This window comes from Bacillota bacterium (genome assembly GCA_013178045.1).
Taxonomy (GTDB): Bacteria; Bacillota; Ch66; order Ch66; family Ch66; genus Ch66.
Genome location: JABLXP010000034.1, coordinates 1 through 14,413, shown reverse-complemented (window position 1 = coordinate 14,413; position 14,413 = coordinate 1). Strand labels below are relative to the sequence as shown.

Below are 14,413 nucleotides of genomic sequence, written 5' to 3'. Positions count from 1 at the left end.
CACAAATACTCCGTCAGCTTCTATTACCAACGCCGGAACTTCCCGGTTACTCTGCTTCAATAGCTGCTTCCGCTCTATAACTGCTGCTGCCTTCTCTTGTTCTTCTGCTTCTCGTGCTTCCCCAGCCGCCGGTTACCCACCGGTGAATCTCTTGGTGGCTTACTGGTACGAAAAACGTATTCTCCAGCACGGCGGCTGTCTCCCGAAAAGATAGTTTGGTCGCCAGCTCAATGGCCAATTGCTGGACCAACGGGTAATAACGTTCCTCCGGGCGTAAGCCTAAAGCCTGGTCAAGTGGGAAAATTATTTCCGTTCTCCCTCCAACCCGCCGGTATCCCCGTCGCTTGATTACAATTTCTAACCCAAACAGCGTCACAAGACGCCGTTCCCGCTTCCCGATGGATTCCCATCCTTTCCCGGGATGGCCCAGTTCCTCGTCAAGTTGGTTCAAAACGGTAAGGTTATTTTCGAAAACCGGATTCAACAACGTCGAGTCATGACACCCCAGTCAGCCTATTTAATGACCAATCTGCTGGAAACAGTCGTGCAAAGCGGGACGGCTACGTCCGCTCAGTTAGACCGACCCGTCGCTGGGAAAACTGGAACCACTGACAATGATTCCAATGCCTGTTTTGTCGGTTACACAGCCGATTTGCTGGCCAGTGTTTGGTTCGGCTATGACAATCAAGCTGATACTATGCGCGGGGTTTATGGTGGCAACTATGTGGCTAAAATTTGGCGGGCCGTCATGGCAAAGGCCCACGCCAATATCCCGCCGCATACCTTCACCATGCCGGAAGGTTTAACCACGTTAACAGTCTGTGCCAAATCGGGGGACTATTACCTTTCTGCTTTATGTCCGGAAAAAGACCTGGTCCAGGAGATTTTCCCGGCTGACAATGTTCCGACACAGACCTGTAATGTACATGTGCAAGTCAAAATCTGCCCTGAATCGGGTCAACTGGCCACAACCTATTGCTCAACCAAATTACCGGGGTATTTATCAAGCGGACCGAGCCTTACAGCAGCGAAAAACCCCCGCTGGATGCCAAAGAAGGATTACTCCCGGCAGAGTTGTCCCCTGCACGGTCCCAATGCAGAAATAAACAAAAGCTCTACCCATGAAACGAATTTGGGTAACTAGAAAGTTCACTTTGTTAGAGATGATTGACTGAGTGATAATAATTATCATATAATGAAATTGAAGATAATGTTTCTCAATATCATGTCAACATTTTTAACAATTTTTAACGCCAGCAACAACAATAAAAACCAAATATATAATAAAATTTTTTGGTCGCTATTTGAGAATGATTATCTTCCGCATCCATTTGTTGCCAGGGAGGTTTTTGTTATGGAACGTTTAAAGAAGGCACTGCACATTTGGCGCCAGAAAGAAAGTCACGAGGCCCACGGCCTGAAAAAAGTTGTCCTTATCGGTACACCCAATGTTGGCAAGAGCATCATTTTTAACACATTGACCGGCGCTTATGTTACCGTATCCAACTACCCTGGCACCACTGTTGAGGTGGCGCGGGGCAAAGCTCGTCTCGGTCAGGAGACCTGGGAAGTCGTAGACACGCCGGGAATTTATTCACTCATGCCAATTACCGAGGAGGAACGGGTTGCCCGAACACTGCTTTTGGAAGAACAGCCGGAAGTTGTCCTCCACGTAATCGACGCGAAGAACCTGGAAAGGATGCTGAACTTCACCATACAACTGATTGAAGCTGGACTACCGGTGGTTTTGGTTATTAACATGATGGACGAAGCCGAAAAACTCGGAATAAAGATCGAACATAAAAAGTTAGAGGCTTTCCTGGAAATACCGGTAGTCACCACTTCTGCTGCGTTGGGACGTGGCTTAGATACGCTGAAACAAACCATCGTCAGCTACTACCAGAAAAAATACCAAGGAATACGGGTGGTGAACCATTGTGGCCACTGCACCGCTTAAATTTAACACCTATGACCCAACAATTGAAGCTGCCCTGCTGAAGATTGAACGGTTACTTTCAAAGGAATATCATCTGTCTAAACGCGCCATCGCGCTTTTGTTGCTGCAAGGTGATGAAGAAATCGAAAAGATTGTGGCTGACCGGGACCGACAAAACTTCAAAGAAATTCAACAAATCGTGACCACTACCCAGGCTAATTATAAGGAGCCACTCCACTTTGTCCTGAGTTTACAGCGTCAGAATATAGCGACCCAGTTATCCCAACAGGTGATAATGGGCCAACCTGAATCTAAAATTAGTCTGAGTGAGCGGATCAGCCGATTGACCATCCAACCGATAACCGGCATCCCTATTCTCCTCCTGGTTCTTTACTATGGCCTGTACCAGTTTGTAGGTGTTTTTGGGGCTGGCACTATTGTTGATTACTTAGAAACAAATCTGTTTGAAAACATCATCAACCCCTGGATTAACAAAATAGTGGAAAGTTATATTCCCTGGGTCGCGATTCAAGAACTGCTGGCGAAAGACTATGGGATTCTGACTCTGGCCCTGCGTTATGCGATAGCCATTGTTTTGCCGATTGTCGGAACTTTCTTTATCGTCTTCTCCATTATTGAAGATACCGGTTACTTACCTCGTTTATCGCTGCTAGTTGACCGGCTGTTCAAAGGGATCGGTCTGAACGGCCGGGCGGTCATTCCCATGACGCTTGGTTTTGGGTGCGGCACAATGGCCACTATGGTCACCCGTACCTTAGAGACTACCCGGGAACGGGTCATCGCCACCCTGTTGCTGGCCCTCGCCGTTCCCTGCTCAGCGCAGTTAGGAGTAATTATGGCTGTTTTAGCCGGGCGGCCAGGAGCGATCGCGGTTTGGAGCGGGTTTATTCTTCTGATCTTTTTACTGATTGGTTGGTTGACTGCTAAACTCTTGCCAGGTGAGCGCCCAACCTTCTATATGGAACTCCCGCCGCTGCGCTGGCCAAACTGGCGGAACGTCCTGACCAAGACTTACACCCGGATGCAGTGGTATCTGCTGGAAGTCCTCCCGCTGTTCATCCTGGCCAGTGTGCTGATCTGGGCCGGAAATATTACAGGGATTTTCCAGCAATTAATTGCCTGGCTGGCACCGATGGTGAATTGGCTTGGCCTGCCTGATGAGACCGCGCAAATTTTTTTGTTTGGTTTCTTCCGTCGGGACTATGGCGCCGCTGGATTATTTGACCTCTACCAAACCGGCGGTCTCACGGGGACCCAACTGGTGGTGACAGCTGCTACCCTGACGCTCTTTGTCCCCTGTATTGCCCAGTTTATCATGATGATCAAGGAGCGCGGCTTTAAAACCGCAGTGGCCATCGCCGCTTTTATCTTCCCCTTCGCGTTTCTGGCTGGATTCGTCCTCAACTGGCTAATTAATTTGACAGGGTTGAAACTATGAACAAATGCACGTTTTGCGGTTATGAAATCCTGAAAGAACCAGGGATCATCCTGGTTGAGAAAATGGAGGGATAGATGCCATTATGTCAGTTAATGTATCACTTGCCAATTTGCAGCCAGGTGAACAAGGGTGGATCTATTCGCTGACAACCAGCGAACCCTATAAATTAAGGAAGCTGATGGCCCTGGGTGTTTACCCCGGTTTACCGATTCGTCTCCTGCAGAAGTTTCCTGCCTATGTTTTCCAGGTTGGGTTCACCCAGGTGGCGGTCGATCAGGAAATCGCCCAGGAAATTCAAATAACTGTGTCAGGGTAATTCTTCAGTGTCCATTATCTCCTGGCAATGCGGGCAATAACCAAAAAATTTTGCAGTATGGTCCATAACCTGGAAACCATATTGCCGTTTAATCATATCCTGCAGTTGATTGAGTAAATCTCTTTTTGTTTCCGTTACTTCGCCGCAACGCAAGCAGATTAAATGGTAGTGTCCAGAACGTTCCTGAGAGGCAAATTCATATCGACTTCGGCCGTCACCAAAATCAACTCTGTGGACGATCTTCGTCTCCACCAAAAGTTCCAGTGTTCGGTAAACAGTAGCCAAGCCAATCCCAGCCCCTTTTTTTCTTACCAATTCATAGACTTCTTCAGCACTCAGGTGCTGATCGCTGTGTTCAGCCAGGATGCGCAGAACAGCTGCCCGCTGGGGAGTTAATCTGTACTGGGTCGATCTTAATTCTTTGGTTATATCCTCAAGCCGCGACTTCATTATCGTCATCTTCCCCTCTTAGGGAAAATTCACTATCGTAACAGCATCGTAGCCACTTATTCCTTAAGGAATCTTAAATAAAATAAATAAAATAGCCGGGATAACGGCTAAGGGGAGGAACAATAATTTTTCTCTGCACAGCATAGTCTTGACTATACCTGTCAAAATTTAAGCATTTATTTATGATACGGTTATTGTTCTGCTGATTCTTCAGCTCCTAAATCTTCTTTACGAGCCCTCAACTCTGCCAGGCGTTTTTCCATCTGCTTTATTTGCGTTTTTAAAAAGTTAACCTCGTTTTCCAGGATTGCTCTTTCCTGCTCTGCCATTGTGGTATCAGTAGCAAAACCGCCACCCCAGAATGGTCTAAATACTGGCCAATTTTGCATAGCAGCCCACAAAAGGCCACGACCAAGGCCAAGGCCAAAGCCAAGACCTAAGCCCCTTCTGCGGCCCCATCTGATACCCAATCCACCATTCAGATATCCTGGCAAACTAAAACCTGCACAGTACCCCAATCCACGCCCAGTTCGAGGACCCATCCCCAACGGTCCAGTTCCGTCTCCTCTCGGCATAACAATCCCTCCTTTTTTTACTTATAATTTTTCATCCCTGTTGCCGTTTCTACCCCGGCCGTTATATAACCCAACCAGAACTGCTGGCTGCCAGGTTTCATTGATTTCTTAACCGTAACCCAGCTGAAGAAACAAACGTTAGCCTCTACCGCCGCGGTATCTGCCTCTCCTGGCTCTGGCCCAGGGAGGCGGGCCGCCAAAATTACATCGGTGCCAAAGATTTTCTGTCTGCTCGCTGGCACATGAAGGGCATCGCTGGCTTAACTCGGTCTCTGGTAACAAAGCCTCCCATTCATGGCCACAAGCCCGACATACCCAAGGGACAAAGACTTGATAGTTCCCCCCTTCAATTCTTATCGGCAGCCCTTCGACCAGTGCATAAGCTACTTTAGACCGCGCTAAAGCCAATATCCTTTGAAAACTACTTTGGGCCAGGTTCATCTGCTCAGCGCACTCCTGCTGCTCCATCCCGAGAAAGTCTTTAAGTCTCAGGGCTTCCAGTTCATCAATTCCCAACTGTACTTCGTCAAGTCCAGTCAACTCTATCCCAACAGGTTTAAAATACGTTACTGTTGGGACGAATCCAACCTTGCGCGCCTTGGTTGGTCTGGGCAATTTTTCTCCCTCCTTACTTTTTGGGTATATACCCATTACTATTATCGCCTAGTTATGGGTATATGTCAATAATTAAAATATAAAATCCCCGTCAATTATTTTGCTTGCCCGGGGACTTAATAGTGTAGCCAACGCGTCTGCCACTTATTGATATCATCTCAGACGTTACTTTCAGCAGAAAACTTCCATTCAACCTTCTCCTTCTACGGCATACCCTTTTTCTAAAGATTTTTTGACATTGATAAATCTTTGATTTGTTGAGCCTCGCCATGGTAGTGTCAAATCACGTTTCTTAATCAAAAACGGCCCATCCACAATAAAATCACTGACCTCAAGAAGCTCTTTAACCCCCTGGTTATCTTTGGCCAGCTCCAATAATTGTTCAAACGTATATCCTGTGTAAGTAATCAAGTCTAATCCCCTTTTTTTAATCGCCCTACCTAAAACAGCAAATTCAGCTGCTTGCAAAAAAGGTTCACCACCAGAAAATGTCACTCCCTTGATTAGCTTGCCTTTGCCTACAATCTGCAAAATTTCTTCAACACTCATCAGCCTGCCGCCATCCAAATCATGCGTCTCCGGGTTATGACAGCCTGGGCAATTATGTTTACATCCCTGAGCATAGATAACCATTCTTATTCCAGGGCCATCAACGACGCTTTCTGGTGTAATGCCAGCAATGCGGATTTCCATTAATTTTTCCCCCTTGTTATCTCACGTGCGCACGCCAAATTTTATTCCTCGCTAAAACTCAATTCCTGGTCGGGCTTTGACCCCAGCGGTATAGTGATGCTTAATTTCGTTAACGCAACAGGGAGAACCAAACTTCTGTACAAATCGGCTGTAAATGTTCACCTTTTCCCAGAATATTTTCAGTCAGCAATGTGTCTGTTTTTTATTCTATTGTCTATATTTATTTTATCATTCTGTGGACTATGAGTCTGCTTTTTCTGCTCACCATTGGGATAGTCTTTTCTTTGCTTTGTTGTAGATGCTTTCTTTATCTGGTCAAATCCAATAGCGGCCCCCGTCAGTAATATGGTTCTCAGAAATTTCGTCGGTCGGGGGAAAAATACTCTGGCAACTATTTTCACAGGCCACAACATTTCTTTTACCCCCCTCATACCTTCTCACTCATCTGGTAGGCTAATGGCTTCATTAACGCACGAATCTACGCACGCACCACAGTCAAGACATACACTGACATCTTCTGAAGCTGTCTCATCTACCGAAATTGCCTCAACCGGGCAAACATCTGCGCAAAGTCCGCAGCCTGTGCATTTACTCTGATCAATAATTATCGCCACTGTTGAACGCCTCCATATTGGATAATATTTTGGGCAGTCTATTGCAGCAAAAACTTTATCAAACAATTTCTAATAGTTTACCAACCAATTCTGACGTGGCCTGTCCTTGATAGTGCTCAACCCGGCCCGCATCAGCCAGCCGGTTAAAATCAGGGTCAATCGGCACCCGGCCCAGGCAGCGAATGCCAAGGCTTTCCGCAATTTCCTCAACCCGGCTGGGTCCAAAAACCTCAAATGCTTCCTGGCAGTTCGGACAGAGGACATAGCTCATGTTTTCCACCAGTCCCAATAGGGGAACACCCATCTTTTTCGCCATCTGAACCGCTTTCTTCACCACCATTTGGACCAACTCCTGCGGCGAAGAAACAACCACTATCCCGCTCACGGGCAGCGACTGCATCACCGTCAACGGTACATCACCGGTCCCCGGGGGAAGATCTACCAAAAGGTAATCCAGTTCCCCCCAGAAAACTTCTTCCCAGAACTGTTTGACTGCGCCGGCGATGAGGGGCCCCCGCCAAATTACCGGCTCGTCCTCTTGAGGCAGTAGCAAGTTCATCGACATCACTTTGATCCCTAAACGTGAAGCTGGTGGCACCATCCCTAAAGCCGAACCGCGGATCCGTTCAGTCAAACCAAGCATTCTGGGAATGCTTGGGCCGGTAATATCGGCATCCAGGATGCCCACCTTAAAGCCTTCTTTCACCAAACTGACCGCCAGCAAGGCAGTAACTGAAGATTTCCCCACCCCTCCCTTACCGCTCATGACCGCGATCACTTTCTTAACCTCGCTGGCCTGCAGCGCGATTGGTTTCTCGTTTTCCATACAGGTCTGGCAGTTAGTGCTGTTAGCATCTCCGCATGTCTGGCAGTGTTCGCTCACTACTACTTCGCCTCCATAAACGTTTGTTGTTTTATTCCTGAGTTTTTATTGCTTGAACTTTTTTTAATGATCACAGGTGTTTTCGCCAGTAACCAGTGTCCCATGAAGATAACTTAAGACAACCTGGCGCGGTTCAAAGGCTGGCGCGCCAGTGACCACTTTGATCTGGCGGGCTGCAAAAAGCTGCTGGGCCCGCGCCCCCATGCCGCCGGCAATGACTACGGTTACCCCCTGTTCCCCCAGCCATGCCGGTAAAAGCCCTGGTTGGTGTTCAGGAGCTGGCACAATTTTTTCACTTATTATTTTCTTTTCCTGCTCATCTACATCAAACAACTGAAACTCAGCACAGTGCCCGAAATGTTGGCACAGCCGTTTTTCAGCCACTGGAACCGCAATGCGCATGGTGTTCATCCTTTCTGAATTTTAGTTTATCTTTCTGTTTAACCTCTCCCAGATTTTTCTTACCGCTTTTGTGACTGGCCCTGGTCCGGCTTCTATTATCGTTTGCCGCTTGACCAAAGCATCAACCACGGCCCGGTCAAATGGTACTGTCCCCAAAAAGTCGAGGTTTCCTTCGAGACAATAGGCCATGATCTCCTGACTGATCTCTTGATTAAGATCATATTTGTTGATACAGACTCCCGTCCTGATCCCAAAGTGACTAACCAGTTCCACTACCCGTTCCAGGTCATGCCGGCCGGATCGGCTCGGCTCGGTGACGACTACAACGTAATCTGTCCCGGTGATTGAGGCGATCGCCGGGCAGCCGATCCCCGGCGGACCGTCAATGATGACCAGTTCGCGTTGCTCAGCTTCTGCCGTTCGGCGGGCTTCTTCTCTGACTTTAGTCACCAGTTTGCCAGAGTTGTCCTCGCCTGCGCCAAGCTGCGCGTGGACCATGGGCCCCAGGCGGGTTTCGGATATATACCACTGCCCCGAATTTTTTTCGATCAGGTTTACTGCCTGCACGGGGCAGAAATTGACGCAGACCCCGCACCCTTCACAGTACAGTGCCTCAATCAGGTATTCGGCCGTAATGGCCTCGAAACGGCAACGTTCCAGGCAGATTCCGCACTTAAGGCAAAGTGTTTCATTAATTTGGGCGGTTTTGCCACCAACAAACTGGTGTCTCACCTTGATTTGCGGGTCAAGCAGGAGGTGAAGGTCCGGGGCGTCCACATCACAGTCGGCCACGACGCAGTTTCCGCTCAGGGAGGCAAAGGCTGCTGTCAAAGTTGTTTTGCCGGTGCCTCCTTTGCCGCTAACTACAGTTATCTGTTTCAGCTCCCTCACCCCCACTTTTTCGTCCAGATAATTTTTGGACCCGTTGGCAAAGTTCGAGAAAAATCCTTTTCCATGCCGGGTCAAGGTCCAGCAGGAGTTGGCCCCGGGAATAAGCTACTGCGATTTCCCGTTGAAAAGGGATTTTAAGCAGGATGGGGACCCCTTCTTCGGCACACCATTCTTCGACTTCTCCCGAGCCGATATCGGCCCGGTTAATTACCACCCCAAAAGGAATTCCCATTTGCCGTACAGTGGCCACCGCCAACTTCAGGTCGTGCCAGCCGAAAGGGGTGGGTTCGGTCACCAGGAGGCAGAAATCGCAGTTTCTCAAACTCTGAATAACGGAACATGAGGTACCGGGCGGTGCGTCGATGATCACTATTTTAGTTTTGTCTATTTGCCGCTTGACCGCCCGGATCAAGGGCGGGGCCATCGGTTCCCCCACCATCAGGCGCCCGGTAATGACTCCCAGTTCACCAGCCCAGCCAGTTTCGATCCGTCCAATCAGACGGGGAACCTCGCGGATCGCCTCGGTCGGACAAACAGCCCGGCAGCCGCCGCAGGAGTGACATAGCTCGGGAAAGGTCAAAACACTATTTTTCAGCACCGCGATGGCGTTAAACTGGCAAATGTTCTGACACGCCCCGCAAAAAAGGCACTTTTCGAAATCAATTTGCGGGATCGGCTTGGTGACTTCCTGGTGGTGAATGATTTTGGGATGCAAGAAAAGGTGGATATTGGGTTCTTCTACATCACAGTCTATTAACTGTGCCCGACCGGCTAAAGCAGCGGCAAGATTGGTGGCCACGGTGGTCTTGCCTGTCCCTCCTTTTCCGCTGGCGACAGCAATCAGCAAATTCTATCCCTCCACAATGTGTTGGCTACATCCAGTGCCCTTCTACGTTGGGACTACTGGCTTCGACTAAACTGCCGGTCCGGTACTGGGTAATGGCCTGCTCCACCGTGCCACTTACCCCAATATAGGTTTTGATGCCGGCCGCTTGCAACACCTTAAAGGCTTTTGGTCCGACGTTGCCAGTGAGAACGGCACTCGCGCCGCTCGAGGCTATCAGTGAGGCGGTTTGCACCCCGGCTCCCTGAGCAGCCTCCAGGTTCTGGCGATTTTCCATGACCTCATATGTGTCATTATTCAGATCGTATATTACCAGCCATTTGGCTCGTCCAAAGCGAGGGTTAACCCCTGAATCCAGACGTTGACCCTGGGCGGTTACTGCAATTTTCATAATCCACCTCGATTAAACAATATCAAGATTGATGGCCACTTCATCCAGCACAGCTCTGATCCTACCCAACTGGCTGACCACGGTTTGCCAGTCCTGGCCGTTCTGCAGCATTCTCTGGGTCCACCTGACTTTAACCTCAATTTCACGCAGTTTTCCTTGCAGTTCTTTATAAAGTTCCCACTCGGTGTTGGTCATGCTCCCTCCTTCCCACTGCCCTCCACTTAGCAGTTAGCCTTGCGTCATTTCATTCACCGTTTGCCGTTAAATATCGTTAAATATCACTGTTAGGTTTCTGCCCGGGCTGAGTTCCATCTTGGTCTGGGGCCATCCGTCGGCCCCAACCCTGCCTGGCTCCACCGCCCCGACACCACGACCGTTGATTGGCACCGCCAGGGTTATTTCCGCCACGCCCCGTGTTGCGCGGATGTCGACAGCCAAAACCCCGTGGTCCTTGGCCCAGCGGACCGGTTCCATCACCACCTGGCATTTCACACCCCTCCTTCCTTTCGTTTTTTCGTCCCGTGCTGCTGGCAGCACCGGGTATTGCCCGCTCCACACCGTGGCCCAGCCCTGGTCCGTCTAAATCCACAACCAGCCCCGCAGATTTCGCCTGACAGCAAACGGGCTAAGACCTCGTCAACCTGACCGCTCTGCCAGGACACCACCTGCTTGCCGCTGGCCGAAAGCAGGCGGAAGGAACAGTTGTCAATCGCGCCACAGATCAAAACATCTACCGCCAGGTCAGCCAGGGCCTGAGTTCTGATCAGAGGGGAACTATCGCGACATTCCCATATATCCTGGTGTTTAATCTCTCCATTTACGATGTCGACAATTAAGAAACGGTCAGCACAGTCGAAGCGCGGTGCGATATATTGGGCAAAAAATGGAATAGCCACCTTCATTGCTTTCCCCCCTGCCCGATACAACAAGCAAATATCATGCCAATCAGGAGCAAACAGAATTTTTCAGGAAGAATAAGCGGCCGATAGATTGGGGATGAATATTCACCCTGCATATTTGTTGCATTATGTTGCATTCTGCAATGGCAAGGTGCTATTTTTTTGCATCTCGCAACACTTTGAAAAATAAGGTTGTAATTCTCATCATTCCTTTATTCTTTCCTGATTTTCCCTGCTCAGGCAACTGAACATTTCTTCTGGGTAGCTACCTGGACCATTATTGCACACTCAATTCTTTTCTTTTGTAACTCACATGCAATGTCATTAGGTTTAGCTATATCACCGTTTGAGTACCAAGCATTGGCATGGCAACCTCCTGAGCAGAACAATTTAGCCCAGCATTCCCGGCATCTTTCTTTGGTCAAAATGTTGTTGTTTTTGAATTTATCGAGCAGTTTTGTATTTTCGATCCCGTGATATATATCGCCCATAACAAAATCTTTTTGACCTACAAATTGGTGGCATGGGTACAAATGTCCTTCCGGCGATACAGCAAAATATTCGAATCCTGCACCGCACGAAATAATTCTTTTATATATGCAGGGGCCTTCATACAGGTTCAGGTTGAAATGATAAAAACGAAAATTCCGACCCTGTTGCAGGCAGTTTAAATACTCTACTGCGAGTTTTTCGTATTCGTCTAATATAGTCTGAATATCCTCTTCTTTTATATGTATATCCTTACCCACTCCGACAACCGGTTCCACCGATATTTCTTTAAACCCCAGGTCTGCAAGATGCATCACATCCCTGGTAAAATCCTTGTTTCTCGCAGTGAAGGTGCCTCTAATGAAGTAGCTTTTAGTGTTTCTTCCGCTAACAAGCTTCTGGGCCAGAGGTACAATCCTGTCGTAAGTCCCCTTCCCAACTCTATCATACCTGATTGAATCATGTACCTCTTTCCTTCCATCAAGGCTTATAACAACGTTATCTATATATTCATTGATAAAATCTATGTTTTCTTGATTGAGCAAGGTTCCGTTTGTCGTTATCGTGAAATAAAACTTTTTTCCTCTATTCTTTTCAACTTTTCGCCCATACAAAACAACTTTTTTGATGGTGTTGAAATTTAATAAAGGTTCACCACCAAAAAAATCAATTTCTATGTTGTGTCTCTTACCAGAGTTATCAATAAGAAAATCAACAGCCTTTATAGCCACTTCCTCAGACATAAGACTTCGTCGACTTTGGTAATTTCCTTTTGAAGCGAAGCAGTACGCGCAGCTTAAATTGCAGTCATGTGCAACGTGAAGGCACAGAGCTTTGATACTATTATCACTTTTGTTTAGGGATATAGCTTCTTCAATAATCCGATTGGGAGTAAAAAGCATCTCTTTTTCTTTCAACGTCTTGATCTCATCATAGGCTTCAATTATTTCCAGAACTGGGTAGTCTCTTTTTAAGCGCTGAATCACATCATCAAGTGGATCTAGCTGTTGCATTCCGTTAAGAATTTGGTAGCCTATATTATCAAGCAGGTGTATACTTCCACTGTTTCCGTCAACAGCGATATTATATCCATTCATTCTAAATACATGAATCATTTTTTCGTCCCCTAGCTTTGCGCAGTTTTCACAGCTGAAATTTAAGAATTTCCACAAGGTAACTTAAAAATAGTCCCTGCAGGTGCAAAATGAAATTGCGGACCAAAAATCATCGCCAGTTGCGCGATTGTTGATAACCCAGTGCAGTGATTAACAGCCAAGAAATGCAGATTTAGCTTTCTTAGATAGTTTATAGTAGCTTCTTGTTGAACTGCTGAAACCGCTCCTAGATGAGTACCTCCAATAACTCCATAAACTTTACTTAGACCAGTCACCTGACGAGCATGTTCTATAATATTTACTACACCAGCGTGGGCACATCCTAAGATGATCAAAAGCCCTTCTGAAGTAACGCAAAACAAACTTACATCATCGTAAATCGGGTCATTTACCTTGTTCCCATTTCTCAGACAAATCAGCCGTCTGTCGCCTTTTTCAAAATCAGTTATTCTAGGCACTTCCCCACTAAACCACACACCAGGGACTATTTCTATAGGCTCTCGCGAAAAAACAAAATCTGCTCCGAGACTTGCCAGTTCTTCCTCCCGATAAGGCACCCCAATATAACGCTCTTCAGAATAACGCAAATTAAAAAAATCAGGATGAGCGTAAACTGGAAGTCGTCCTCGATAACGCAAAAAATCCCTCATACCACCAGCATGATCATAATGCCCGTGGCTCATGACCAGAGTATCTACCGAACGTAAATCTACCCTTAGAGCAGCAGCATTGCTCAATAACTTTCCGCTTTCACCTGTATCGAAAAGAATTCTTTGGCCGGCCACTTCTACAAGCATAGCTAGCCCCCACTCTCCAGTCAGTCCAGTGGGCGTACCGACGCTGTTTTCACAAAGCACTGTTACTTTTATCAAAATGCTAACCTCCTCGAAAATCTCCTTAACTCCTAATTCTAATTTCATAACATTCCTAATGGGTCTATTTCTATCCTTACTGCAGCCCCTTGTATGCTGATGATTTTGTTCGGAGTCTAACCCCAAGGAACTGCGCGTCAACCCCACTCTCCTTTCCACCTATAATCCAGCATCACGTCGGAGCATCTCGGCCTTATCGGTCTTTTCCCACGGCAAATCGAGGTCGCTCCGGCCAAAATGTCCGTAGGCCGCCGTCTGACGATAAATCGGGCGGCGCAAATCGAGACTGCGAATGTGGCGGCCGGCCGAAGGTCAAAATGCCGTTTAATCAGTTCGACAACCTCCTCATCACTGATTTTCCCCGTCCCGAACGTGGTCACCGAAATTGATACCGGACGGGCTACCCCAATCGCGTAGGCCAACTGAACCTCGCAGCGTTTAGCCAGTCCGGCCGTGACGATGTTCTTGGCCACGTAGCGGGCCGCGTAACTGGCCGAACGGTCAACCTTGGTCGGATCCTTACCGGAAAAAGCTCCCCCCCATGGCGGGCCATCCCGCCGTATGTGTCAACGATGATCTTGCGGCCGGTTAGACCGCAGTCACCCTGGGGACTCCCGATGACGAAGCGGCCAGTCGGGTTAATAAAATACCGGGTCCGTTCGTCTAAAAAATCTGCCGGGACAACCGCTTTTATAACCTTATTCAAGATATCCTGTTTGATGGTTTCCAGATCAACTTCCGGCGAATGTTGTGCCGAGACAACAATGGTATCGATCCTCACCGGGCGATCGTCATCATATTCCACGGTGACCTGGGTTTTCCCATCTGGCCTCAGGTATGAAATCTCCCCTGATTTACGTACCTCTGTCAATCGCCGGGCTAAGCGGTGGGCCAGGGCAATCGGCATTGGCATCAGTTCCGGCGTCTCATCCGTAGCATACCCAAACATCATCCCCTGGTCGCCCGCGC

At 48.1% G+C, this 14,413-nt stretch carries 20 protein-coding genes and 1 pseudogene; 4 read left to right on the top strand and 17 right to left on the bottom strand.

The features are described from left to right. Positions 1-46: 46 nt before the first annotated feature. Positions 47-451, bottom strand: a complete 405-nt coding sequence (locus HPY81_10800) for a hypothetical protein (protein NPV27894.1) — start codon at positions 449-451, stop codon at positions 47-49. Between HPY81_10800 and HPY81_10795 the strand changes: the two genes are divergently transcribed. From HPY81_10795 to HPY81_10780, 4 genes are all read left to right on the top strand, one after another. Continuing rightward, on the top strand, positions 443-1,144 hold the full coding sequence (locus HPY81_10795) for a hypothetical protein (GenBank protein ID NPV27893.1): 702 nt from the start codon (positions 443-445) through the stop codon (positions 1,142-1,144). The genes HPY81_10800 and HPY81_10795 overlap by 9 nt on opposite strands. 210 nt (positions 1,145-1,354) lie before the next feature. After that, a complete protein-coding gene (locus HPY81_10790; GenBank protein ID NPV27892.1) occupies positions 1,355-1,957 on the top strand; it encodes a GTP-binding protein in 603 nt (200 codons plus the stop codon). Beyond that, the gene (locus HPY81_10785) at positions 1,938-3,395 is read left to right on the top strand and encodes a ferrous iron transporter B (GenBank protein ID NPV27891.1); all 1,458 of its coding nucleotides are present in this window, start codon (positions 1,938-1,940) and stop codon (positions 3,393-3,395) included. The genes HPY81_10790 and HPY81_10785 overlap by 20 nt, the downstream gene beginning before the upstream one ends. Before the next feature lie 82 nt (positions 3,396-3,477). Further along, complete coding sequence (locus tag HPY81_10780; GenBank protein ID NPV27890.1) at positions 3,478-3,711, top strand: ferrous iron transport protein A; 234 nt, start codon at positions 3,478-3,480, stop codon at positions 3,709-3,711. On the opposite strand, the gene HPY81_10775 is transcribed toward HPY81_10780, so the two are convergent. From HPY81_10775 to HPY81_10700, 16 genes and pseudogenes are all read right to left on the bottom strand, one after another. After that, positions 3,703-4,161 (bottom strand): transcriptional repressor, encoded by a 459-nt coding sequence (locus tag HPY81_10775; GenBank protein ID NPV27889.1) that lies wholly within the window; start codon positions 4,159-4,161, stop codon positions 3,703-3,705. The genes HPY81_10780 and HPY81_10775 overlap by 9 nt on opposite strands. Positions 4,162-4,352: 191 nt before the next feature. Then, positions 4,353-4,736: a DUF5320 domain-containing protein gene (locus HPY81_10770; protein NPV27888.1), complete on the bottom strand. Its 384-nt coding sequence runs from the start codon at positions 4,734-4,736 to the stop codon at positions 4,353-4,355. Positions 4,737-4,874: 138 nt separating this feature from the next. Further along, the gene (locus tag HPY81_10765; protein NPV27887.1) at positions 4,875-5,351 is read right to left on the bottom strand and encodes a DUF134 domain-containing protein; all 477 of its coding nucleotides are present in this window, start codon (positions 5,349-5,351) and stop codon (positions 4,875-4,877) included. 189 nt (positions 5,352-5,540) lie between these two features. Beyond that, positions 5,541-6,044 (bottom strand): anaerobic ribonucleoside-triphosphate reductase activating protein, encoded by a 504-nt coding sequence (gene nrdG, locus HPY81_10760; protein ID NPV27886.1) that lies wholly within the window; start codon positions 6,042-6,044, stop codon positions 5,541-5,543. Positions 6,045-6,481: 437 nt separating this feature from the next. Next, entirely contained in the window at positions 6,482-6,658 is a 177-nt protein-coding gene (locus HPY81_10755; GenBank protein ID NPV27885.1) for a 4Fe-4S binding protein, read from the bottom strand. A 58-nt stretch (positions 6,659-6,716) separates the two neighbouring features. Further along, positions 6,717-7,484, bottom strand: a complete 768-nt coding sequence (locus tag HPY81_10750) for an Mrp/NBP35 family ATP-binding protein (GenBank protein NPV27884.1) — start codon at positions 7,482-7,484, stop codon at positions 6,717-6,719. Between the two features lie 120 nt (positions 7,485-7,604). Next, a complete protein-coding gene (locus tag HPY81_10745) occupies positions 7,605-7,943 on the bottom strand; it encodes an ATPase (protein ID NPV27883.1) in 339 nt (112 codons plus the stop codon). A 21-nt stretch (positions 7,944-7,964) separates the two neighbouring features. Continuing rightward, positions 7,965-8,825, bottom strand: coding sequence for a 4Fe-4S binding protein (locus HPY81_10740; GenBank protein NPV27882.1), 861 nt, complete (start codon positions 8,823-8,825; stop codon positions 7,965-7,967). Further along, positions 8,803-9,681, bottom strand: a complete 879-nt coding sequence (locus HPY81_10735; protein NPV27881.1) for a P-loop NTPase — start codon at positions 9,679-9,681, stop codon at positions 8,803-8,805. The genes HPY81_10740 and HPY81_10735 overlap by 23 nt, the downstream gene beginning before the upstream one ends. Positions 9,682-9,706: 25 nt before the next feature. Further along, positions 9,707-10,069, bottom strand: a complete 363-nt coding sequence (locus HPY81_10730; GenBank protein NPV27880.1) for a NifB/NifX family molybdenum-iron cluster-binding protein — start codon at positions 10,067-10,069, stop codon at positions 9,707-9,709. Between the two features lie 12 nt (positions 10,070-10,081). Then, positions 10,082-10,264: a hypothetical protein gene (locus HPY81_10725; protein ID NPV27879.1), complete on the bottom strand. Its 183-nt coding sequence runs from the start codon at positions 10,262-10,264 to the stop codon at positions 10,082-10,084. A gap of 66 nt (positions 10,265-10,330) precedes the next feature. Further along, entirely contained in the window at positions 10,331-10,561 is a 231-nt protein-coding gene (locus HPY81_10720; protein ID NPV27878.1) for a hypothetical protein, read from the bottom strand. After that, positions 10,558-10,971: a NifB/NifX family molybdenum-iron cluster-binding protein gene (locus HPY81_10715; protein ID NPV27877.1), complete on the bottom strand. Its 414-nt coding sequence runs from the start codon at positions 10,969-10,971 to the stop codon at positions 10,558-10,560. Before HPY81_10715 ends, HPY81_10720 begins: the two co-directional genes overlap by 4 nt. A gap of 233 nt (positions 10,972-11,204) precedes the next feature. Next, positions 11,205-12,572, bottom strand: coding sequence for a thioether cross-link-forming SCIFF peptide maturase (gene scfB, locus HPY81_10710; protein ID NPV27876.1), 1,368 nt, complete (start codon positions 12,570-12,572; stop codon positions 11,205-11,207). 41 nt (positions 12,573-12,613) lie between these two features. Continuing rightward, on the bottom strand, positions 12,614-13,492 hold the full coding sequence (locus tag HPY81_10705) for an MBL fold metallo-hydrolase (protein ID NPV27875.1): 879 nt from the start codon (positions 13,490-13,492) through the stop codon (positions 12,614-12,616). Between the two features lie 111 nt (positions 13,493-13,603). Then, a pseudogene (locus HPY81_10700) lies at positions 13,604-14,413 on the bottom strand (methionine adenosyltransferase).

Bases quoted from the DNA above. Each gene is read 5' to 3' on its own strand.
- HPY81_10730 (NPV27880.1), bottom strand. From the start codon at position 10,069: ATGAAAATTGCAGTAACCGCCCAGGGTCAACGTCTGGATTCAGGGGTT.
- HPY81_10725 (NPV27879.1), bottom strand. From the start codon at position 10,264: ATGACCAACACCGAGTGGGAACTTTATAAAGAACTGCAAGGAAAACTG.
- HPY81_10750 (NPV27884.1), bottom strand. From the start codon at position 7,484: ATGGAAAACGAGAAACCAATCGCGCTGCAGGCCAGCGAGGTTAAGAAA.
- scfB (NPV27876.1), bottom strand. From the start codon at position 12,572: ATGATTCATGTATTTAGAATGAATGGATATAATATCGCTGTTGACGGA.
- HPY81_10790 (NPV27892.1), top strand. From the start codon at position 1,355: ATGGAACGTTTAAAGAAGGCACTGCACATTTGGCGCCAGAAAGAAAGT.
- nrdG (NPV27886.1), bottom strand. From the start codon at position 6,044: ATGGAAATCCGCATTGCTGGCATTACACCAGAAAGCGTCGTTGATGGC.
- HPY81_10770 (NPV27888.1), bottom strand. From the start codon at position 4,736: ATGCCGAGAGGAGACGGAACTGGACCGTTGGGGATGGGTCCTCGAACT.
- HPY81_10780 (NPV27890.1), top strand. From the start codon at position 3,478: ATGTCAGTTAATGTATCACTTGCCAATTTGCAGCCAGGTGAACAAGGG.
- HPY81_10775 (NPV27889.1), bottom strand. From the start codon at position 4,161: ATGAAGTCGCGGCTTGAGGATATAACCAAAGAATTAAGATCGACCCAG.
- HPY81_10715 (NPV27877.1), bottom strand. From the start codon at position 10,971: ATGAAGGTGGCTATTCCATTTTTTGCCCAATATATCGCACCGCGCTTC.
- HPY81_10745 (NPV27883.1), bottom strand. From the start codon at position 7,943: ATGCGCATTGCGGTTCCAGTGGCTGAAAAACGGCTGTGCCAACATTTC.
- HPY81_10705 (NPV27875.1), bottom strand. From the start codon at position 13,492: ATGAAATTAGAATTAGGAGTTAAGGAGATTTTCGAGGAGGTTAGCATT.